At 72.6% G+C, this 20174-nt stretch carries 22 protein-coding genes; 10 read left to right on the top strand and 12 right to left on the bottom strand.

All coding sequences use genetic code 11. The features are described 5' to 3' along the window. Positions 1-67: 67 nt before the first annotated feature. Positions 68-1354: an MFS transporter gene (locus tag ACFVYI_RS07550; protein ID WP_387882213.1), complete on the bottom strand. Its 1287-nt coding sequence runs from the start codon at positions 1352-1354 to the stop codon at positions 68-70. A 53-nt stretch (positions 1355-1407) separates the two neighbouring features. Continuing rightward, the gene (locus ACFVYI_RS07545; protein ID WP_387882212.1) at positions 1408-2388 is read right to left on the bottom strand and encodes an ArsR family transcriptional regulator; all 981 of its coding nucleotides are present in this window, start codon (positions 2386-2388) and stop codon (positions 1408-1410) included. A gap of 87 nt (positions 2389-2475) precedes the next feature. Between ACFVYI_RS07545 and ACFVYI_RS07540 the strand changes: the two genes are divergently transcribed. Next, on the top strand, positions 2476-3753 hold the full coding sequence (locus tag ACFVYI_RS07540; protein ID WP_387882211.1) for an MFS transporter: 1278 nt from the start codon (positions 2476-2478) through the stop codon (positions 3751-3753). Positions 3754-3769: 16 nt separating this feature from the next. Here ACFVYI_RS07540 and ACFVYI_RS07535 read toward each other — a convergent pair whose 3' ends face one another. The 4 genes from ACFVYI_RS07535 to ACFVYI_RS07520 form a co-directional block, all read right to left on the bottom strand. Further along, on the bottom strand, positions 3770-5206 hold the full coding sequence (locus ACFVYI_RS07535; RefSeq protein ID WP_387882210.1) for a PLP-dependent aminotransferase family protein: 1437 nt from the start codon (positions 5204-5206) through the stop codon (positions 3770-3772). Next, positions 5203-5523, bottom strand: a complete 321-nt coding sequence (locus ACFVYI_RS07530; protein WP_387882209.1) for a hypothetical protein — start codon at positions 5521-5523, stop codon at positions 5203-5205. The genes ACFVYI_RS07535 and ACFVYI_RS07530 overlap by 4 nt, the downstream gene beginning before the upstream one ends. Before the next feature lie 61 nt (positions 5524-5584). After that, positions 5585-6580: an NAD(P)/FAD-dependent oxidoreductase gene (locus ACFVYI_RS07525; protein ID WP_387882208.1), complete on the bottom strand. Its 996-nt coding sequence runs from the start codon at positions 6578-6580 to the stop codon at positions 5585-5587. Positions 6581-6790: 210 nt separating this feature from the next. After that, entirely contained in the window at positions 6791-7771 is a 981-nt protein-coding gene (locus ACFVYI_RS07520; RefSeq protein WP_387882207.1) for a ParB N-terminal domain-containing protein, read from the bottom strand. Between the two features lie 193 nt (positions 7772-7964). Between ACFVYI_RS07520 and ACFVYI_RS07515 the strand changes: the two genes are divergently transcribed. Both ACFVYI_RS07515 and ACFVYI_RS07510 read left to right on the top strand, forming a co-directional pair. Beyond that, a complete protein-coding gene (locus ACFVYI_RS07515) occupies positions 7965-8138 on the top strand; it encodes a hypothetical protein (protein WP_387882206.1) in 174 nt (57 codons plus the stop codon). 112 nt (positions 8139-8250) lie between these two features. Beyond that, positions 8251-9495: a helix-turn-helix domain-containing protein gene (locus tag ACFVYI_RS07510; RefSeq protein WP_387882205.1), complete on the top strand. Its 1245-nt coding sequence runs from the start codon at positions 8251-8253 to the stop codon at positions 9493-9495. Between the two features lie 607 nt (positions 9496-10102). On the opposite strand, the gene ACFVYI_RS07505 is transcribed toward ACFVYI_RS07510, so the two are convergent. From ACFVYI_RS07505 to ACFVYI_RS07485, 5 genes are all read right to left on the bottom strand, one after another. After that, positions 10103-11578 (bottom strand): DHA2 family efflux MFS transporter permease subunit, encoded by a 1476-nt coding sequence (locus ACFVYI_RS07505; protein WP_387882204.1) that lies wholly within the window; start codon positions 11576-11578, stop codon positions 10103-10105. A 93-nt stretch (positions 11579-11671) separates the two neighbouring features. After that, positions 11672-12160: a MarR family winged helix-turn-helix transcriptional regulator gene (locus ACFVYI_RS07500; RefSeq protein ID WP_387882203.1), complete on the bottom strand. Its 489-nt coding sequence runs from the start codon at positions 12158-12160 to the stop codon at positions 11672-11674. 95 nt (positions 12161-12255) lie between these two features. After that, positions 12256-13527 carry a hypothetical protein gene (locus ACFVYI_RS07495; protein WP_387882202.1) on the bottom strand — a complete coding sequence of 424 codons (1272 nt, stop codon included), beginning with the start codon at positions 13525-13527 and terminating at the stop codon, positions 12256-12258. Between the two features lie 286 nt (positions 13528-13813). Beyond that, positions 13814-15493 (bottom strand): RICIN domain-containing protein, encoded by a 1680-nt coding sequence (locus ACFVYI_RS07490; RefSeq protein WP_387882201.1) that lies wholly within the window; start codon positions 15491-15493, stop codon positions 13814-13816. Between the two features lie 240 nt (positions 15494-15733). After that, on the bottom strand, positions 15734-15973 hold the full coding sequence (locus ACFVYI_RS07485) for a chaplin (RefSeq protein WP_387882200.1): 240 nt from the start codon (positions 15971-15973) through the stop codon (positions 15734-15736). A 229-nt stretch (positions 15974-16202) separates the two neighbouring features. On the opposite strand from ACFVYI_RS07485, the gene ACFVYI_RS07480 reads away from it, so the two are divergent. From ACFVYI_RS07480 to ACFVYI_RS07465, 4 genes are all read left to right on the top strand, one after another. Beyond that, positions 16203-16454 carry a chaplin gene (locus ACFVYI_RS07480; protein WP_387882199.1) on the top strand — a complete coding sequence of 84 codons (252 nt, stop codon included), beginning with the start codon at positions 16203-16205 and terminating at the stop codon, positions 16452-16454. A 312-nt stretch (positions 16455-16766) separates the two neighbouring features. Continuing rightward, the gene (locus tag ACFVYI_RS07475; RefSeq protein ID WP_387882198.1) at positions 16767-17009 is read left to right on the top strand and encodes a chaplin; all 243 of its coding nucleotides are present in this window, start codon (positions 16767-16769) and stop codon (positions 17007-17009) included. A gap of 110 nt (positions 17010-17119) precedes the next feature. Next, a complete protein-coding gene (locus ACFVYI_RS07470) occupies positions 17120-17392 on the top strand; it encodes a chaplin (protein ID WP_387882197.1) in 273 nt (90 codons plus the stop codon). 116 nt (positions 17393-17508) lie between these two features. Next, the gene (locus ACFVYI_RS07465) at positions 17509-17925 is read left to right on the top strand and encodes a hypothetical protein (protein ID WP_387882196.1); all 417 of its coding nucleotides are present in this window, start codon (positions 17509-17511) and stop codon (positions 17923-17925) included. Here ACFVYI_RS07465 and ACFVYI_RS07460 read toward each other — a convergent pair. Continuing rightward, positions 17831-18592: a hypothetical protein gene (locus tag ACFVYI_RS07460; protein ID WP_387882195.1), complete on the bottom strand. Its 762-nt coding sequence runs from the start codon at positions 18590-18592 to the stop codon at positions 17831-17833. The genes ACFVYI_RS07465 and ACFVYI_RS07460 overlap by 95 nt on opposite strands. 301 nt (positions 18593-18893) lie before the next feature. Between ACFVYI_RS07460 and ACFVYI_RS07455 the strand changes: the two genes are divergently transcribed. The 3 genes from ACFVYI_RS07455 to ACFVYI_RS07445 all read left to right on the top strand — a co-directional run bounded on the left by ACFVYI_RS07455 (position 18894) and on the right by ACFVYI_RS07445 (position 20135). After that, complete coding sequence (locus ACFVYI_RS07455; protein ID WP_313764319.1) at positions 18894-19238, top strand: rodlet layer protein; 345 nt, start codon at positions 18894-18896, stop codon at positions 19236-19238. A gap of 75 nt (positions 19239-19313) precedes the next feature. Continuing rightward, positions 19314-19658, top strand: a complete 345-nt coding sequence (locus ACFVYI_RS07450; RefSeq protein ID WP_387882194.1) for a rodlet layer protein — start codon at positions 19314-19316, stop codon at positions 19656-19658. Between the two features lie 219 nt (positions 19659-19877). After that, on the top strand, positions 19878-20135 hold the full coding sequence (locus ACFVYI_RS07445) for a hypothetical protein (protein WP_387882193.1): 258 nt from the start codon (positions 19878-19880) through the stop codon (positions 20133-20135). The last annotated feature ends 39 nt before the right edge of the window (positions 20136-20174 follow it).

Here is a 20174-nt window from a genome sequence, read left to right as displayed (position 1 = left end):
CGAATAGCGCGGGCCGCCGGCGGGCCCGCTGGGGATCACCCGGCGGGTTGCCGGACGAAAGCGGAGGTCACACGGTGGCGGGGGCCGCCGCGGGCTCGTCCTCCGGGGCCGTCGGGAGCTCCCGCATGGAGCGCAGCGGCGAGATCACGACCGGCAGGACGGCGAAGAGCTCGCCGACCACGCCCACCCACATCGCGGCCCGGACGCCGTAGTTCTCGGCCAGGACGCCGGCGAGGAGGGCGCCGATCGGCACCACGCCCCAGACCATGAACCGGATCGTGGCGTTCATCCGGGCCATCAGGTGCTTGGGGGTCACCCGCTGCCGGAAGCTGACCTGGGTGACGTTGTAGATGATGAACGGGACCCAGCCCAGGCCGTGCAGCACGATGCCGAGGGCGAGCCGCCAGTCGTCCTGGTAGAGCGGCAGGGCGAGGAACCAGCAGACCGTGCTGGCGACCATGCAGATCCAGATCGCCGGCCCCTGGCCCAGCCGGGCGACGACCCGCTCCGCCAGCACCGCGCCGGCGATGCCGCCCACGGCCGCGGCGCTGAAGACCAGGCCGACGAGCAGGGCCGACAGGTGCAGGGTGTCCGCCAGCAGGACCACCAGCAGCGAGATGCCGATGGTGCCCCACAGGTTGGAGATCGTCGCCGTGGCGGCGATCGGCCGCAGGATCGGGTGGCCGAGCACGAAGCGCAGGCCCTCGCCCATCTCCTTGCGCAGGTTGCCGTCGGTGCGGGGCTCCGCCCGCTGCTCGGGCCGGCGGATGCGGGTCAGGAACAGCGCGGAGCCCAGGAAGCTGACCGAGTTGACCGCGATGGCCAGCGGTGCGCTGAGGACGTTGATCACCGCGCCGGCCAGACCGGGCCCACCGACCTCGGCGACCTTGCGGGTCGCCTCCAGCTTGGCGTTCCCCTCGACGAGCTGCTCGTCGGCCACCAACGAGGGCAGCACGCTCTGATAGGCCACGTCGAAGAAGAGGGTGAGCACCGAGGTGCCGAAGGTGACGGCGTAGAGCTGGGTCAGCGTGAGCGCGTCGAAGGCGTGGGCGACCGGAATGGAACCGAGCAGAATCGCGCGGCCCACATCACCCACGATCATCACCCGGCGGTGCCGCATTCGATCGACCCAGGCGCCGGCCGGAAGGCCGAGCAGCAGGAATGCGAGGTACTGGAACATCGTGAGCAGTGTCACCTGGAAAGGCGTGGCGTCCAGCTCTTTGATCGCCAGATACGGCAGGGCGAGCAACGTCACCGCCGAGCCGATCTGGCTGATGGACTGGCCGGCCCAGAGTTGCCGGAAATCGTGGTGGGAAATCAGGCTCTTTTTGGGCGCCGGGCTCGATTGGGACACCAGAGGAGCATGCTGGGCGGCCGGTCGGTCTGTCAACGCGATACCGCCCGGAACTACGCCTGCTGCAACAGGGCCGTCCCCAGGTCACTGACCGTGTAATTCACCTCGCGCCGGTACCGGTGGCTGGTCACCAGCCCGGCGTCGCGCAGCACCGCGAGGTGCTGGGAGACCGCGCCCAGGCTGAGCCCGGTGCGGGCGGCCAGCTGCGTGGTCGTGGTCGGCGAGCTGGTGCAGGCCAGCAGCTGGGCCCGGCTGCGGCCGAGCAGGCGGGCCAGGCCGTCACCCGCGCTCTCCCGGCGCTCCCAGAGCACCCCGAGCGCCCGGGACGGGTAGACCGCGCCGGGCGGGGTCGACCGGTGGCCGGGCAGCAGGTGGAACCGGCCGGCGAAGGCGCTGGGGGTGAGGGTGATGCCCGCGCCGCCCAGGTCGAGCCCGGCGGCCGGGAGGTCCGGCGACACCAGCCGGTCCCCGGCCCAGTGCAGGCTCGGGTGGAGGCCGCCCAGCACCTGCTGGATGCCGTCCTCGGCGAGCTGGCGGGTGCGGTGGGCGATGTCGGCCTCCAGCACGGCGCGAATCCGCGGCCAGTGCGGCTTGACCGCCGCCAGCCACCAGGCGTGCACGGCGTCGGCCAGCTCGGGCAGCGCCCGCTCCGGGTCCTCGGCGATCCGACGCCCGAACGGCGACCGGGGCTGCACCGGGCAGGCGGCGCCGAGACCGGCCCGGACCTCCTCGGCCGGGGTGGCCAGCAGGATCGCGAGCTCCTCCTCGATCTCGGCCAGCGGGCAGCGCGGGGACGGCGTCAGGAAGGCCGGCCCGTCGTCGTGCAGTGGCAGCAGCAACGCGGAGAGCGGCGCCGTGCGGACGACCAGGCCGCGGTCCTGCCGCAGCGCCAGCGCCCTTCTGATCCAGGGGAGGTGGACGACGTGCCGACCCGGGTCGGCGACCGCCCGGAGGCTGGCGACCGTCTCCCAGAGCGGGGAGATCGCGAACCTGATGTTGACGATGTCGTGCACGCCGAACCGCAGTTCACCCATGGCCTCGTCCTCCCGGCCGCCGTGCGAGGTTTTCGCCCAGACTAAAACAATGGCCGTTCCGGCTCCAGGGTGGTGGTGTTGGCGGCCATGACAGCGCCTCGCACCAGTCTCTTCCGCCATACCGACTTCCGTCGGTTCTGGGCGGCCGACTCGGTGAGCCAGGCGGGAACGGCCGTCACGCTCATCGCCCTTCCGCTCGTCGCGATCGGCACGCTCCACGCCACGCCCTTCCAGGCGGGCCTGCTGGTGACCTTCGAGTACCTGGCCTTCCTGCTCATCGGCCTGCCGGCCGGCGCCTGGGTCGACCGGGTGCGCCGGCGGCGCGTGATGGTCCTCGGCGACCTGGGCCGGGCCGCGCTGCTCGCCTCCGTCCCGATCGCCTCCTGGCTGGACTGCCTGACGCTCCTCCAGCTGTACGGGGTGGCCTTCGGGATGTCGGTCTGCACCGCGTTCTTCGACGCGGCGCACGGCAGCTACCTGCCCCACCTGGTGGAGGACGGGCAGCTGGTGGAGGCCAACGTCAAGATCGAGGCCAGCCGCAGCACCATCCAGGTCGGCGGGCCGGGCGTGGGCGGGGTGCTGGTCGGGACCCTGACCGCGCCGGTGGCGATCGTGGTCGACGCGGTGAGCTTCGTCCTCTCGGCGCTCTTCGTGGGCCGGATCAAGCGGCCCGAGGAACGGCCCGAGATCCGTCCGGACGCGAGCCTGCGGGCCGAGATCGGCGAGGGGCTGCGGTTCGTCTTCGGCGACAAGCTGCTGCGGTCGATCACCCTCACCGCGGCGATCTCCAACATGTGCGGCACGATCGGCGCCTCGATGCTGCTGGTGCTGCTCGCCGGCGAACTCCACCTGTCGCCGTTCCTGTGCGGTCTGGTGTTCACCGCGGAGGCCGTGGGCGGCCTGATCGGGAGCCTGGTCACGGTGCGGATCGTGACCAGGTTCGGCCAGGGGCCGGCGATGTGCGCGGCGATGATCACCAGCGCCGTGCTGTGGCTGCTGGCCCTGCCGATGTACCAGGCCGACTGGCGGTTCGCGATCGCCCTGGCGCTCCAGGCGCTGGGCTGGGTGGTCTTCATGACCTTCAAGATCACCGGGGTGGCGTTCCGCCAGCAGCTCTGCCCGAAGCCGCTGCTGGGCCGGATGACGGCGACGGTGCGCTTCCTGGTCTGGGGCGCGATGCCGCTGGGCGCGCTGATCGGCGGCGTGCTCGGACAGAGCCTGGGCGTCCGGCAGGCGATGTGGGTGGGCGTCGTCGGCGAGCTCTTCGCCGTCCTGCCGGTCCTCCTCTCGCCGCTGCGACGGATGCGCGAACTGCCGAGCGCGCCCGCGCCGGCGGGCGGGGCGCCGCTGGCGCTGGCGCCGTGACGGCGGCCCGCCGGCATCAGGCCGCCGCCTGCGCCCGCCGGCTCCCCCGGCTGCTCAGCAGGACCTCCCGCCAGGCCTCCGCGAGGCGCTCGCAGCCCGCGACCAGCGTCCGCTCGTCGGCGACGAACGGGATCCGGATGTGGCTCTCCAGCGTGCCGTCCACGCCGAACCGGCCCCCGGAGAGGATCTCCACCCCGCGCCGGCCCGCCGCGTGCGCCAGCGGCGAGCCCAGCCGGGCCCCGAGGTCCACCCAGAGCGAGAGTCCGCCGTGCGGCAGGGAGAACCGCCAGTCGGGGAAGTCCCGCGCCAGCAGGTTCACCAGCACCCGGCGGCGTTCCAGCAGCAGCTCCCGCCGCTCCCGCAGCAGGCTGTCCCCGGCCTCCAGCACCCGCAGCCCGATGAGCTGGGTGAGCAGCGAGTTGCCGGTGTCGACGAGGTTGCGCAGCCCGATCAGCCGGGCGATCACCGGCTTGGACGCGCGGATCCAGCCCACCCGCAGGCCGGCCCAGCAGGTCTTGCTCATGGTGCCGATGGTGATGACGTGATCGGGCGTCGAGTAGGAGGCCATCGGCGGGGGCAGCTCCTCGCCGTCGAGCGCGAGGTCGCGCAGCGCCTCGTCGACCACCAGGTAGGTGCCGGAGCGGCGCGAGGCGTCGACGATCGCGGACCGCGCGGAGTCCGGCATCACCAGGCCGGTCGGGTTGTGGAAGTCCGGCATCAGGTAGGCCAGCCGCGGTGCCTCCTGGCGCAGTGCGGACTTCCAGACGTCGGTGTTCCAGCCGTCCGCGCCGAGACCCACGGTCAGCAGCCGTCGATTCAGCGCCCTGGTCAGGTCGATGACGTTGGGGTACGTCGGACTGTCGGTCATCAGCGCCTCGCCCGGGCGGGACAGCAGGCGGATGATCAGGCCGAGCGCGTGGTCGGCGCCCGCGGTGACCAGGATCTGGCCGGGGTCGGTCGCGGCGCCCCGTCGGGTGAAGTCCTCGGCGATCGCCCGGCGCAGGTCGGCCACGCCCGCCACGTCGTAGCCGAGCAGGTGCGAGTACCGGCCGAGATCGCCGGCGGCCAGCCTGGTCGCGGCGCCGAGGACGGCCTCGGGGGCGGGCAGCGAGGCCACCGCCAGGTCGATCGACCCGGCGCTGCGGGCCGCCAGGGAGTACGGGGCCCTGGTCCGTCGGCCGGGTTCCGGCAGCCGGACGAACGAGCCCGCCCCGCGGTCGCTGGCCAGGAACCCCCGCTCGCGCAGGATCCGGTAGGCCGCCGTGACGGTGTTGCGGCTGAGCCCGCACTGGGCGGCGAAGGTCCGCTCGGCCGGGAGGCGGGCTCCCGCCGGCAGCCGGCCGTCGGAGATCAGCACCTGGAACGCCTCCGCCAGGTCCGCGTAGGCCGGCCCGGCCGCCCGCCAGTCGCCGAGCATGCGAACGACCTGGGAGGCCGTCAGCGCGTAGCTCAACGCGCCGACGGACCGGCGGAGGCGAGGTCCGCTTCGGTCCCGCTGAAGGGGGAGTTCAGCCGGACGCCCACCGAGCAGGGCACCGGACCGGTCCGCGCGGCGGTGGCGGTGGTCAGCATCTCGCCCAGCTGCCGGGCGTTCTCCTCGGTCAGGATGAACTCGATGTGGTCGCACCGCTCGGAGTTCCGGCCGTGCCGGCCGACCAGGACGTGGAGGGAGACGTTGCCCTCCGCGTCGAGCGTGGCGGTGACCGTCCCGTCGACCACTCCGGGGATCACGTCACTGAACTGGCCCGACTCAATCTGAGGTGTCGTCATCATTGGCTTCCTCTCATCGGTGTGGCGGCACGCGCCGGAGCGCGTCGGGGCGGTCGTCGGCTCAGGCCGGACCGGACTGCGGAAAGTCGGAGGAGTGCTCCGGGGCCAGCTGGGCACCGGGGCGCAGCGCCACGGCCGCGTGGTTCACCGCGGTGGCGGCCTCGCCGAAGCCGACCGAGATCAGCGGGACCCGGCCCTCGTAGGTGCAGCCGTCCCCGACCGCGTACACCTGGGGCAGGCTGGTCCGCATGGCGGCGTCGACCAGGATCTGGCGGTTCTCCAGCGCCAGGCCCCAGTCGGCGATCGGGCCCAGCTGGGAGGAGAAGCCGAGCGCGGCGACCAGGGCCTGGGCGGGCAGCGCCAGTTCGCCCGCCGGGGTCCCGACGGTCACGCCCTCCAGCCGGTCCGCGCCGTGGCAGGCGGTGACCTGGGCGTCGGTGACGACCCGGACCGGGGCGGCGTACAGCTGCTTGACGCTGTGCTCGTGGGCCCGGAAGCTGCCGCGCCGGTGGACGACGGTGACCGACCGGGCGATCGGGGCCAGTGCCAGCGCCCAGTCCACCGCGCTGTCGCCGCCGCCGACGATCACCACGTCGCGGTCGCGGTGCTCCTCCAGCCGGGGCACGTGGTAGGCGACGCCCCGGCCCTCGTAGGGCAGCGAGCACGGCAGGGTGCGGGGCACCACGCGGCCGATGCCGGCGGAGATCACCACCGCCCCGGCGAGGATCCGGCTGCCCGCGTCGGTGGTGATCTCCCACCCGGCGCCGTTCGGCACGAGGGTCGTCGCGGTCTGCCCGAGCAGGTAGCGGGGCTCGAAGGTCGCGGCCTGCTCCAGCAGGTTGTCGATCAACTCCCGGCCCTTGACCGCGACATGGCCGGCCACGTCGTACAGCCGCTTCTCGGGGTAGAGCGCGGCCACCTGGCCGCCCGGCTGCTCCAGCGCGTCGATGACCGCGCTGGTCAGACCGCGGAACCCGGCGTAGTACGCGCCGTACAGGCCGGCGGGGCCGGCTCCGACGATGGCGATGTCGACAGTGGACTCGGTGGCTGGCGCCACGGCCGTCTCCTTTGGTGGTCGGAAGCAGGGATGGTCGCGGTCCGGCCGGCCAGGGCGCGGGCTCGGGATCCGGAGCCTGCGGTGTCGGCGCGCTGCGGGCGCCGAGCACGGAGGAAGGCGGGACGAACGCGCGGAGAGCCACCGCGCCGGTGGCTCTCGTCGCACTCACGGCAGCAGCGCGTCGATCCTCGCAACGCTCGTGATCGAGCGTCAAGAAGCCTTGGGGCGGCCACCGTCCGGGATGTCGGCCCGCTGGGCCAGCTCGTCGGCGAAGCGGCTCCACTCGCGCGCGAAGCTGCTCGCCAGGTCGGCCACGGCGGCGGCACAGTGCGGCGGCACGGCGGCGATCAGCTCCTGGCCGGTCCGCGCGTCGAAGTCATGGGTGCCCAGCCAGCGCAGCAGCAGCCGCCCGGACTCGGTGAAGCGCAGCGACGGGTCCTTCGCGAGCCGCTCCAGGATGCCCGACCGGTCGGGCTCCGGGGTCCGCGACCGCGCGCCCTGGCCGGACCGGGCCGGGAGGCCGCGACGGTCCTGCCTCGGGACCCGGCCGGCCAGCCGGAGCGGGTCCTCCCCCTGCCGCAGCAGCCGGCGCACCTCGTGCGCGGTGCTGGACGAGATGCCGACGGCCTGCGAGATCTCCCGCAGGGTCGCCTCGGGCCGTTCGGTCAGCAGCGCGACGGCGGCCCGGCGACCCTCGACGGGATCCACCGGACGGATCCGCCCGTCCTGGCCGACCCGGGCGCTCGACTGAGGATTTTCCTCGCTCGAACGGCGCCTGATCGCCCCCACGGTCTTCGGCGACAGCCCGGTGGTGCGGGCGATCGCCCGGTCCGACCAGCCCGGATGGGAGCCGAGGATGCGGGTGGCCGCCGCCCGGCGGTCCCCCAGGGTGAGCGGAAGGCCGTGCGCCACATTGGCCTCGACCGAGCGGATGAAGATCTCCTCCTCCGGCCCGTCCAGGTAACGCACCCTGATCTGGCGCTCGCCCCGCAGGGCCGCGGCGCGCAACCGGTGCATGCCGTCGACCACCCGCCGGGTGGCCCGGTGCACCAGGATCGGGTCGAAGGCCGTCCCGCTCTGTGCGAGCGTCTCGACATGTCCGCTGTCCTCGCCCGCGAGCCGCGGCGAGTCGGCCGGCCTCAACTCCGCGATCGGCACGCTGTTGACCTCGGACGTGACAGCCCCCGTCACTACCCCCACCCCCTTCTCCGCTACTGCCTCATAAGACAGCACCCTTCGATCGCTTGCCAAGTTTGTCAATCTCTTTGGCAGATGCTTGTCAAAGAACCCGAGGTGAGCTACGTTGCCGCTGCGGAGTGATCGGGGGGAAGCCGGCCCGTACCGCCGCCAGGATTCACTGCTGAACAACCCTAGGGAATGCTCGATGAACACACTCCGCCGCACGCTCGCGCTCACCGGACTGGCGGTGGTCCTCGCATTCGGCGCAGCCCAGAACCTCCATGCGCTGTCGGGCCACACGGCCTCCACGACCACGGCGGGAAGTGGCATCACGATCGTCGTACCCGACGGCAAGGAGGGCGACATCGAGTGGCCGTGAGCGGCTCCGACCAGCCCTGATCCACTGCGTACCGGGCCCCGGTTTGACAGAATTGCCGGGGCCCCAGTGCGGGCTTGACAAATGACGGTGGCGCTGTGGCAGTGTCGTCGCCATGCTCCAGACGTCCATCCAAACCCTGCCACAGCCCTACTTCGGCATCCGGCTACGGACGATCCGGCAGAACCGAGGCATCTCGCAGGCCCAGCTGACGGGGCCCGGCATGTCCGCCGCCTACCTCTCCCGTCTGGAGTCGGGCAGCCGCCCGCCGACCGACCGCGCGGTGGCCTACCTCTGCGACAAGCTGGACCTGCCGCTCTCCTCGTTCCAGGCCGAGCCGACCGACCGCACCGCCGAGACGCTCGCCATGGTGGTCTCCGGGAGTGACACCGAGGACGCCACCCGGATGCTGCTGGACACCGTGCAGCAGGGCGCCCCCACCCACCCCGCACTGCGCTGGCAGTCCCTCTGGATGCTGGCCGAGAACCAGCGCAAGAGCGGCGCCCGCCAGGACCAGCAGTGCACCCTGCAGTCGCTCACCGAGCTGAGCGACCAGATCGAGCACCCCCATCTGCAGGTCAGAGCCCGGGTCCAGCTGGCGCGATGTCAAAGGATCACCGGCGACATCCCCGCCGCCCACCGGATGGCCACCGAGGCCTACGCCCTCGCGACGGAGCACCAGCTCTCCCGCGGCGACCTGACCCGCACCCTGCTCGTCCTGATCTCCGTCGAGGCCGAGACCGGCCGGCTGGTCGAGGCCGTGGACCACACCGACCAGGTGCTCCGGCTCGCCGACGAACTCCCCGTCACCCTGCGCGCGGAGTCCTTCTGGACGGCCGGCAGCATCCGCATCCGCCAGGGCCGGCACGCCGACGCCGCCGCCCTGCTGGAACAGGCCATGGACCTGCTGGGCACCGGCAACGAGGAACTGCTGCTCTGGATGCGGCTGAGACTCGCCGCCGCCTCGCTCTACCTGCGGATGGACCCGCGCCGCGCCGACCAGGCCGAACGCCGGCTCCGCGAGGCCGCCCCGGCCGTCGAACTGCTCAACCTGCCGGTCCACCAGCAGGAGTTCCTCACCCTCCAGGCCCACCTGGCCTTCCACCAGGACGACCACCCGGCCGCCCGGGAACTCTGCGAACGGCTCGGCGACCACCCCGAGCACCTGTCCTTTCGGGACCGCGTCCGGCACCTCATGCTGCGCAACCAACTGCGCATCCTGAACGGTGAGCGCGACGCCGCGATCCGAGAGCTGGAACAACTCGCCCAACAGGCCCAGGACGCGGCCAACATCGACCTCGCCTCCGAGGTCTGGCGCTCCCTCGCCGTCACGCTGGCCCAGGCCGAACGCCCCGCCTGAACCGGCTCGGCCCGCCCCCGGTCACCGTCGGCCAACGATCCCGACCGACCGGCGGGGCACGGGCCCGCTCGAACGCCGCGACGCGAAGTGCCGCCGGCCGGAGAACCCGGCCCAGCACTCGCGCACCGCGCCCCTCGGTGGCCGTCGTGCCGGCCCCGCCGGCCGCCGCCCGCGCAGCCCCCGCCTCCTTCGCCGCCGCCGCTCCTCACCGTCGGCCGCCTCGCGCTGCCCTCCCGTGCTGCCCTCGCGCGCCGCTCCCCCGTGCCCTTTCGTGCTCTTCCGTGCCGGTCCGCGACCCCCGGGCGCCGCTCCGCGCTCCGACCCGCACCGGGGCAGGGTGAGGCCGAACACCCTTTCCGCCCCGCTGCGGATTCCGCCCCCCGCATTTGGCGATGATCACACCTAATGCCCATATCCGGAAGATCTCCGGCCGCTTCGTCATGAATCGCAACACCACGAAGGCAGGCATAGCCGACATTCCCTTGAAGGGACATGAGAATTGCCCCGGAACCGCGCCCGAATCCTTGACAGCCGGCCCCGGTCGCACCCCTGACAGCCCTGCGGGCCACCGGGGTTGCCCCCGATGGCCCGAGCGAAGCGCGCAGTGTCAGAGCAGCGGCGCGGCGGGCTGCCCGGCGGCCCCGGTGGACCGCGCCGGCTTCAGGACGACGGCCGTCAGCAGCAGGGCCAGCGCCAGCAGCGCGGCGGCGACCGTGAACGCGAGCCGGAACCCGCCGGTGAGGGCCTCCGCGGCGGGGTGACCGGCGCCGGTCAGCGCCTCGGTCCGGGCGGCCGCGAGAGTGGTCAGGACGGCGACCCCGAGAGCCGCACCGACCTGCTGGGTGGTGTTGAAGAGGCCGGAGGCGGTGCCCGCGTCGGCCGCCCCGGCACCCGACATGCCCAGCGCGGTCAGACCGGAGAGCACCAGACCGCCGCCGCCGATCAGCAGCATGGTCGGCAGCAGGTGGACGGCGTAGTCGGCGTCGGCCGGCAGCCGGACGAGCAGCCCCAGCGCGGCGACCAGCAGGGCCAGACCGGCCAGCAGGACGTTGCGCTCGCCGAAGCGGGCGTTCAGCCGGGCGGAGAGGAACAACGACACCGCCCCGATGGAGAGCGCCGCCGGGAGCATCGCCAGGCCGGTCGCGGCCGCACCGTAGCCGAGGACGTTCTGCAGGTAGAGCGCGAGCAGGATCTGGAAGCCGAACAGCCCGGAGATCGCGAGGACCTGCACCAGGTTGGCGCCGGCGACGGTACGGGAGCGGAGCATCCGCAGCGGCAGCAGCGGCTGGGCGGCGCGGGCCTGGCGCAGCAGGAAGCCGGCCAGCAGCAGGGCGGCGAGCGCGCCGAGGCCGAGGGTCCGGGCGGAGGCCCAACCGTGCTCGCCGGTACCGACGATGGTGTAGATGCCGAGCATCAGGGCGGCGGTGATCAGCACCGCACCGAGGGCGTCGGCGCCGGCCCGCAGGCCCGGGCCGCGGTCGGCGTCGAGCACCCGCACCGCGAGCACGATTGCGGCCAGGCCGAGCGGCAGGTTGATCAGGAAGATCCAGTGCCAGTTGAGGGCCTGGGTGAGGACACCGCCGAGGACCTGGCCGATCGAGGCGCCGGCCGCTCCGACGAAGCTGAAGGTGCCGATGGCCCGGCCGCGTTCGCCCGGCTCGGGGAAGAGCGTGACGATCATGCCGAGGCTGACCGCGGAGGCCATCGCGCCGCCGACGCCCTGGAGGAAGCGGGCGGCGATCAGCATGCCCTGGCCGGTGGCGACCGCGCAGAGCAGGGACGCGGCGGTGAACAGCGCGAGCCCCGCGACGAAGACCCGCTTGCGGCCGATCAGGTCACCGAGCCGGCCGGCCAGCAGGAGCAGGCCGCCGAAGGCGATCAGGTAGGCGTTGACCGTCCAGGTCAGGTCGGCGGACGAGAAGCCGAGGTCGGACTGGATGGCCGGCAGGGCCACGGTGACGATGGAGCCGTCCAGGATGATCATCAGCATCCCCGCGCAGAGCACCGCCAGGGCGAGGGCGCGGGAGCGGGCGGAGGCGGCCCGGGTCGGGGCGGGTGCGAGCGGGGCGTGCGTGGTGGTCATGGCGGGTCTCCCGGTTCGTCGAGTACCGGGTATGACGCTAGCAGATTGTTTTGTTCGGGACTATCTTTCTCGGGAAGGTCCCCTTCGGGATGCTCAGCTCCGGGAGCGGCGGGCCCGTCGAACCGTCCGGTCGCTCTCCACCGGCTCCGCCAGGTGCCCGCCCACCAGCTGCGTCAGCGCCGAGACGAAGACCGTCCGCTCGGGCTCGGCCAGCGACTCCAGCACCTCGCGGTGCACCGCGTCGGCGATCGCGGTGCCCCGCTCGACGGCCCGCTCGCCCGCCTCGGTCACCGAGATGATCCGGGCCCGGCGGTCGGTGGCGGACGGACGGCGCTCCGCCAGGCCCGCCTTCTCCAGCTCGTCCACGGTGACCACCATGGTGGTCTTGTCCAGGTCCGACAGCTCGGCCAGCTGGATCTGGGTGCGCTCGGTCTCCAGCGCGTGGAACAGCACGCAGTAGGCGCGCGGGGTGATCCCGAGCTCGGTGAAGGCGGCCGCCATCCGGGTCGCCAGCACATGGCTGGCGTGGTCCAGCAGGCCGGAGAGGTCGCGGATCTGGCGCACGGGCGGGCTCGTCGTCATGCGTCCGAGCGTAGCAAGGCCGTCTGCCGGCAGATGATCCCGTGACCAACCAATAGTCCGGGGGCGGGCCGGGCGCCGCGTGGGGACGGCAGGGCCTACGGAATGCCCAGCTCGAACAGCGCGTACCCGGCGTACCAGCCCGCCGCGAGCGTCGGCATCGCGAACAGGCCCACCATCGTGGACAGCCGCACCCGGCGCAGCGCGATCGCCAGGCCGATGAACAGCGGGAAGGCGGGCAGCAGGTAGCGCGAGATGTTGCCGAAGATCTGGTTGCTGCTCAGCGCGGTGAAGACGGTCAGCAGCGTGTAGATCACCAGCACCAGCGGCGGCCGGGTGCGCAGCAGCAGCACCAGCAGCCCGGGCAGGGCGATCAGCAGGGCCACCGCGATGAGGTCCGGCGCCGGATTGGACTGCCAGAAGTCCCAGTGCCCGGTGATCACGTCCAGGAAGGTGCGCGAGGTGGAGGCGCCCCAGTCGAAGTAGCGGTTCCAGGCGCCGCGCTGCAGCTTGAAGTAGCCGCCCCAGTCGTCCATCCGGTAGCCGACCCAGCCGACGTACCCGAGCAGGCCCCACGGGGTGATCAGCATCGCGGTCAGCGGTCGCGCGACGCCGTCCGTCCGCCGGACCAGGGCCACCAGCGCGGCGATCGAGACGGCCGCGATCAGGGCGGCGGCGGTGGGCCGGTTGAGGCCGGCCGCGAAGGCGAGCAGTCCGGCGGCGAGCCAGCGGTGCGTCATCACGCAGTAGCAGGCCCAGGCGGAGATCGCGACGAACAGCGAGTCCGAGTAGACCGCCCACTCGGCCCCCGAGCCCGGGAAGAGACCCCAGATCACCGCGGCGGTCACACCGGCCCGGAAGCCGCCGAGCCGCTCCGCGACGGCGAAGATGCCGGCCGCCGCGACGAACGAGGCCAGCACCGAGACCGCGATGCCCGAGCCGTAGGGGCCGAGGCCGGTGACGGCGCCGACCAGGCGCATCAGCCACGGGTAGAGCGGGAAGAAGGCGGCCGAGTTCTCGTAGTAGGTGGCGAGCGGGTAGCCGTGCAGCGGAATCAGCTGCGGGTCGTAGCCGTTCTCGGCGATCCGCTGGTACCAGATGCCGTCCCAGGTGCCGAGCACGTCCCAGGGCTGGGCGCCGCCACCTCGGCCCGGGTCCTTCCTCAGGAAGTCGCCGGTGTGCGAGAGCAGCAGCAGGAAGACGGTCAGGCCGGTGGCCTTCACCACCGCGTACGCGCCGAGCGCGGGCGCGAAACGGTCCACGGCGGCGGCGAAGCGCCCCTGCCGCTCGGCGTCGCCCGGGGCCGCCCCGGCGCCGGACGGCTCCGCGCTCGCCGGTTCCGTGCTCGATGTACTCGATGCCGTGCTCATCAGCTCTGGACTCCCCGCCCCCGCTCGTGATCGGCGCGGCCACGATCGCGCCGCCGAGCGAGCCTACGGCACTGGGGTTCGAGGACTCGCGCCAACCTTCCGTCCCGGACACGCCGAAGGACCGGACCCACCACGGGAAACCGGGTGGCGCCCACCGGGGCGCGCGTCCGACGCCGACGCGGTCCGGCGCAGCGGGGACGTTTCGCTGGTGCCGGTGGAGCTGCCCTATCCCGTGGACGGCTCCGCCGCCGCCCGGTTGGGGGCGGCGGCGGGGTGACGGGGTGCGTCAGCCGTGCAGGTAGACGATGCCGAGCTTGGTGAGCCGCCAGAGCTGGCCGGCGGCGCCGGTGTCGGTGGCGAGCTCGATCAGGGCGTTGCCCCTGGCGTCGAGGCTGCCGCTCGCGGTGGCGACCTTGCTCTGGTCCTGGGAGTCGGCCAGCTTGTAGAGGCCGTCGCCGGCCGGCTTGAAGACCCAGTGCTGGTTGCCGCCGCCGTTGCAGCCCCACTGCTGGAGCCGGGTGCCGGGGGCGGTGGAGCCGGCGTTGGCGTCCAGGCACATGTTCCGGTTGCCGCTGAAGTCCAGCTCGTAGCTGCCGCCCTGCTTGACCTCCAGGACGAAGGACTGGTTCAGCCCGCCGGTGGCGGTGTAGGTGATGGCGCCGCGGCCGTTGGTGGAGTCGCCGTAGGTGCCGCCGCCGGAGAGGTCGAGCACCTTGCCGTCGGCGGCGGAGGTGAGCTGGTACCAGGCGCCGTCCTCGGGCGCGTCGGCGAACGGCTTCCCGGGGGTGAGCGGCTGGATGGACGTGGTGTTCTGCTGGTCGAGGGTGCAGTAGGCCTGCTGCTGGTCCGTCCTGGCGTAGAACCGGCCGAGGCAGACGCCCTCGCCGCGGTAGCCGGCCACCCGCAGGTGGTACGACTGGCGGACCATGTTCATGCAGAGGCCGGGGATGCCGATCTGCTGGTCGCAGCCGTTGCGGACCCACTCGGCGAGGTTGATCACGTCCCCGTTGGTGTACTCGTACGGGGAGCTGGTCCACTCGGCGCAGACCTCGTGGCCGAAGGCGACCCGCCGCTGGTCCAGGTACCGGACCCCGGGCACCTGCTCGGCCGCGCCGCGCAGCATGTCGCTGAAGAGCGGCACCACCCAGTTGTGGCCCCAGGCGAGGTCCTCGGGGAACGCCGGGCAACCGTCGGCGATCTTGCCGAGGTAGTCGTTGCGGCGGATGTCCGGGGTGATCGGGTTGAAGTAGGACTGGTAGACCAGCTGGTAGGCCGAGTCGGCGTAGCCGGCCTTGCGCATGGTCTGACGGATGTTCTGCAGCGCCGCGACCACCTTGGGGCGGACCCGCTCGGCCCGCCCGGCGATCTCCTTGCTGCCGATGGTGTCGCGGCAGCCCTGGTCCTTGGGGATCGGGAAGTACTGCGCGAGGCAGTGCATCATGATCCCGCTGAAGTCGAAGTCGTCGTTGGCGCCGATCGTGACGACGACCAGCTTGACGTCGTACTTGCCCGCCACCTCGGCGAGTTGGACGTCCTGCTTGCGCTCGCCGAAGTCCCCGCTGCCGGGGCCGGTGATCGCGGCCAGTGCGGGGTCGCTGACCAGGTCGCCGGTCTGGGCGCCGGAGCAGGCGAGGTCGACCGGGGTGACGTCGGGGATGCCGGTGACGAAGATCTCCGACTTCGGGTGTCGGTGGCAGTAGTTGGTGGGCGAGTCGGTCTCGGGGAAGTAGCCGTCGCCGGTGTCGGTGCCGGCGCCCTCCCCGGAGATCGCGCTGTCGCCGAGGGCGACGATCGCGGCCGGGCGGGTGGCGGGGGCGGCGGCCGAGCCGGTGTCGGCGAGGGCGGCGGGGGCACCGGCCAGGCCGAGGGTGGCGACGAGGGCGCCCGTCGCGAGCAGCGCGCCGTACGGGGACCGGTGCGCGACCGACCGGGGTCTGCGCGCGCCTGACAGACGTGACCTGATCACACGTGACTCCTTGCGGGGTGGGGGACCGCCCGACCGGGGGCGCCGGACGGCTCGGAGCAAAGAAAGGTGAGCAGGTCTCACATTCTAGGTACTGACAAGTAACGCAACAAGGCTCCGGACAGCACCCGCCGCGACGCCCCGCATGGCCGCGAGCGCGGCCGCGAACACGGAGAGCCGCCGCCCCGCGCCCCAGGAGGGAAGCGCGGGACGGCGGCTCGCGCCGGCCGAACCGGGCGCAGATCAGCCAGCGTTGACGCAGTGGTTGCCGAACGCGGGGTTCAGCAGGCCGATCACGTTGATCGTGTTGCCGCACAGGTTGACCGGGATGTGAACCGGGACCTGCAGCTGGTTGCCGGAGATGACGCCGGGGGAACCCGCGGCGACACCCTCGGCGCCGGAGCTGGCCATCGCGGTGCCGGCGCCGGCCGCCACGATGCCTACCACGGCGGCACCGACGGCGGCCGTCTTCTTGATGCTCATAGGAGCCTCCTGACTGTTCGACAGAGATGCACGGGGAGTGCGACATCTAGAACGACACCCGTCCGACCCGGTTGCTGCGACGCCCCCTTTGTCACCCGAGTGGCCCAACGGGACCGACTCCCGGCATTCGAGTGATCACCGGGCCCGACCGTTTCCCCCCGGGCACTGCCTCGTTCTCCCTGACGGAACCCGCTCCGCACAGGCCCACGAGACGAATCGAGTACCGCACATGCGCAAGCTCGCCCACGGCGTCATCGGCACGGCGGCCACCGCCGCCCTGCTGGCCGCCGGCGCCGGCGTCGCCGCCGCCCACCACGCCCACGGCGCGTCCGCCGAGGGCGTCGCGGCCGGCTCGCCCGGGGTGGCCTCGGGCAACCAGGTCGAGATCCCGGTGCACGTCCCGGTGAACCTGTGCGGCAACGCGATCGACGTGGTCGGCCTGCTCAACCCGGCGTTCGGCAACCACTGCGCCAACGCCTGACCCAGCGCGCAACGGCCGCCCCGCCCACCGGGCGGCCCATTCGACTCCGGGAGATCCGCCGCCGGTCCGACCCCGTCCGGAATTGCTCCTGGTCGCGCGTCTGCGCGAGTTGTTCCCGGCCGTGCGGGAATTCCTCGCGACGTGCGGTGCAGCGGCGGCCGCTCCATCGTCCAAGCCACGGGCGACACGCGCCACTTGGGCCGCCAGAGTGACAATCACGGCAATCCCAGAAGCCAGCGGGCGATGATTTCCCTTCGCCCGGCTCCCGACTAATTCCATTTACGGTCGGGCAGAAAACGGAGGAAGAACCACATGCGTAACCTCAAGAAGGCCGCCGTCCTGTCCCTCGCCGCCGCCGGCCTGGTCGTCGGCGCGGCCGGCGGCGCGTTCGCCAGCTCCGGCGCCGAGGGCGTGGCCGCCGGCTCCCCCGGTGTGCTCTCCGGCAACCAGATCCAGATCCCGGTGCACATCCCGGTCAACGTCTGCGGCAACTCCATCGGGATCGTCAGCATCCTGAACCCGGCGTTCGGCAACCACTGCGCCAACATCGGCTGAACCCGCGGTCGCCGCACCGGCGACAGCAGCTCCACCGAGTCCGTGCCGCACCCCGCCCACAGCGGGGTGCGGCCCGCTCCACCCGTGTGTGATCGAGGAGATCAACCCCCATGCAGAACGTGAAGAAGGCCGCCGTCCTCTCCGCCGCCGCCGCCGGCCTGGTGCTGGGCGCGGCCGGCTCCGCCGCCGCCAGCTCCGGTGCCGAGGGCGTCGCCGCCGGCTCCCCCGGCGTGCTCTCCGGCAACCAGCTCCAGGTGCCGGTGCACATCCCGGTGAACCTGTGCGGCAACTCCGTCGACGTGGTCGGCCTGCTCAACCCGGCGTTCGGCAACAGCTGCGCCAACGTGGACGCGCACCCGCACCACGACGCGGACGACTGCTGATCCGATCGGCACGCGTACCGGCCGAACTGCCCCCGTCCAGCCGGCCGGGGGCAGTTCGGCATACCCGGGCGCAGTCCGGCCGCCCGGGGACCCGATCCCCCGAAGGGTGATTTCGCATGGCTGCCAAGAGCACGGCTGCGAAGAGCACGGTTTCCAAGAGCACGGTTTCGATGAAGAGCGGGGCCGGCCTGGCCGCCGCCCTGGGCGCCGCGATGCTGCTCGGCGCCGGCGCCGGCACGGCGCACGCGGCGCCGGCCGAGGGCGGCGCCAGTCTGGCCAAGACCGACCTCGCCCAGGCGCTGGGCGGCACCACCACCGGCCTCGGCTACGGCATCGCGCCGGTCAAGGACCTGCGTCTGGACCCGTGGGCCAACTCCTCCGCCGACGTGCTGAACAACGGCGCGACCGTCCAGCCGGAGGACACCGGTCTGGCCCCGGTCAGCACCAGCACGCTGACCGGCCCGCTGAGCGCCGGCGGCGGCCCGCGGGACCTGCCGGTCGTCGGCCAGCTGCTCGGCACCCTGCCGGGCTGAGCCCCCGCCTCCGCACGGCCGAGAGCCCGGCCAGGCCGGTCTGGTCCACGACGCCGGTGGTGGTCGCGGTGGTGGTCGCGGCCAGGTTCCCCACCGAGTCGGTGACGGAGATCCGCTCGTCCTCGTTGCCGAGGGTCGCCTTGGCGCCCGGGACGGCCTGCACCGCGCCGGTGATCAGTCGCGGGTCGATCTCGCCGACCTTGAGCGTGCCGTCGGCCAGCTGCCCGGTGCCGTCCTGGGCGAGGGCGAGCGGCTTGCCCAGGCCGATCCCGGGGGTGTCGGCGTGCAGCGGGGCGGCCGGGGCCTCCAGCAGCAGCTCGCCGAGGTCGGCGCCCTGGTCGACCAGCGGCAGCGGCAGCTCGGCCTTGGCCGACGGCCCGACCTTGCCGGTGGCGACCCCGGGCACGATCTGCTCCGGGAGCAGCTCGTTGCCGGTGGTGCGGCCGGGCACGGCCGGCATCAGCAGCGAGGTCGGGACGCCGCCGGAGAGCCGGCTGTCCAACGGGGCGAGCGGCACGTCCACCGGGACCTGCTGGGTGGCCAGCCGGTCCTCCAGGGCCCCGACCTGATCGGGGTTGACCGCGGCGGCGGAGGCCGCCCCCGGGGAGGCGAGCATGCCCGCACCGACCGCCAGCAGCATCGCGCCGGCCCGCTTGGAGAACTTCATGCTTTTCACCGTTCTGCCTGTCCGTACTGGGGATCTGGGGGGTTCGGCCGCACAGGGCGCAGCCGAAAGCAATCTGTCTCAACGAGGCACCCGGAGCCCGGATTGCGGCGGTTAACCGGTTCGGCCTAATAATCCGACCGGAAACCCCCGGACGCCGCGCCTCCCGGACTCTTTTCAAAAATCCCCGTAACCTTCCGTGCCGTCATTCTTTGATCTGAATGTCAGTGACCGCAGACCGGGCCTGAGCGTTCTACGCGTTGTACGCACGGAAACCAAAAGCATTCCAGAGAGGGATCTCCCCATGATCCAGAAGTCCTTCGCCGCCGCCGGCCTGGCCGTCGCCGCGCTGGCCGCCGCTGCGGCGCCGGCCTCGGCCATCGCGGACTCGGACGGCTCCGCCGCGTCCCTCCAGGGCAACGGCGGGACCAACTTCACCGGCACCGTCGGTGACAACAGCCCGAACTTCCACTTCCTGGACAACGCGAACGTCTGCCTCCCCGAGATCCACAACATCGCCGTCGGCGTGCTCGGTGTGGCCGTCCCGGTCGAGGTCCCGATCGCCAACAGCGGTGGCAAGCAGTACTGCACCCAGGGCCAGGGCACCCAGAGCAAGGGCGACTCCGGCGTCTCCCACCTCATCGGCTGACCTGCCGGCCCGCGTCACCTCCCTGAACCACCCTTCGAATCGCTCCCCGATTCATCCCCCGAGAGGAAACCCGAAATGATCAAGAAGTCCCTCGCCGCCGCCGGCCTGGCCGCCGCCGCCATCGCGATGTCCGCCGGCTCGGCCTCCGCCATCGCCGACTCGGACGGCTCGGCCGTCTCCGCCCAGGGCAACGGCGGCACCAACCAGACCGGCACCCACGGCAACGGTTCGCCGAACTTCCACACCCTGGACAACGCGAACATCTGCCTGCCGGAGGTCCACAACATCGCGGTCGCCGTCCTCGGTGTCGCCGTTCCGGTCGAGGTTCCGATCCTGAACAGCACCCCGAAGCAGATCTGCAACGTCGGCCAGAACACCCAGTCCTCGGGCGACGCGGGTGTCTCGCACCTGATCGGCTGATCCCGACACAGGGCAGCGACGGAGGGCCCGGGGACGTGTCCCCGGGCCCTCCGGGCTTCGGTGGATCGACGGCCCGGTCGGCCCGTGCCACGAGCACGGGCCGACCGGGTGACAGGCCGTCGGTGCGGCGCGTGGGGCGCCGCGGCCGACGGCAGCGTGTGTTCACGTGTCAGTGGCAGGGCGCTCCGACCGAGCGCTCCGGAAGAGAGGGCAGATCCAATGAAGAACAAGCTGGGCAAGGCCGCGCTGACCGCCTTCGGCGCGCTGGCGCTCGCGGGTGTCGCCACCCCGGCGTTCGCGCACGTCGGCCTGGCCGGTGGCGGCGAGTTCGTCGCCTCGGCCCACCCGGTGTTCGCCGCCGGTGAGTGGTGGGGCCTCGCCCACACCTCGCACATCCACACCGGCGCCCACGGCTGGGGCGCCGCCACCTCCACCGACGCGCTCGGCGGCGTGGAGGGCTTCGCCCACGTCGGCTGACGCCCGGGTACGGCGACGGAGGCCGGACCCCGCCCGGGG

This window comes from Kitasatospora sp. NPDC058218 (genome assembly GCF_042882445.1).
Classification (GTDB): domain Bacteria; phylum Actinomycetota; class Actinomycetes; order Streptomycetales; family Streptomycetaceae; genus Kitasatospora.
The sequence above is the reverse complement of the archived record's forward strand: the minus strand, read 5'-3'. Positions and strand labels throughout refer to the sequence as shown.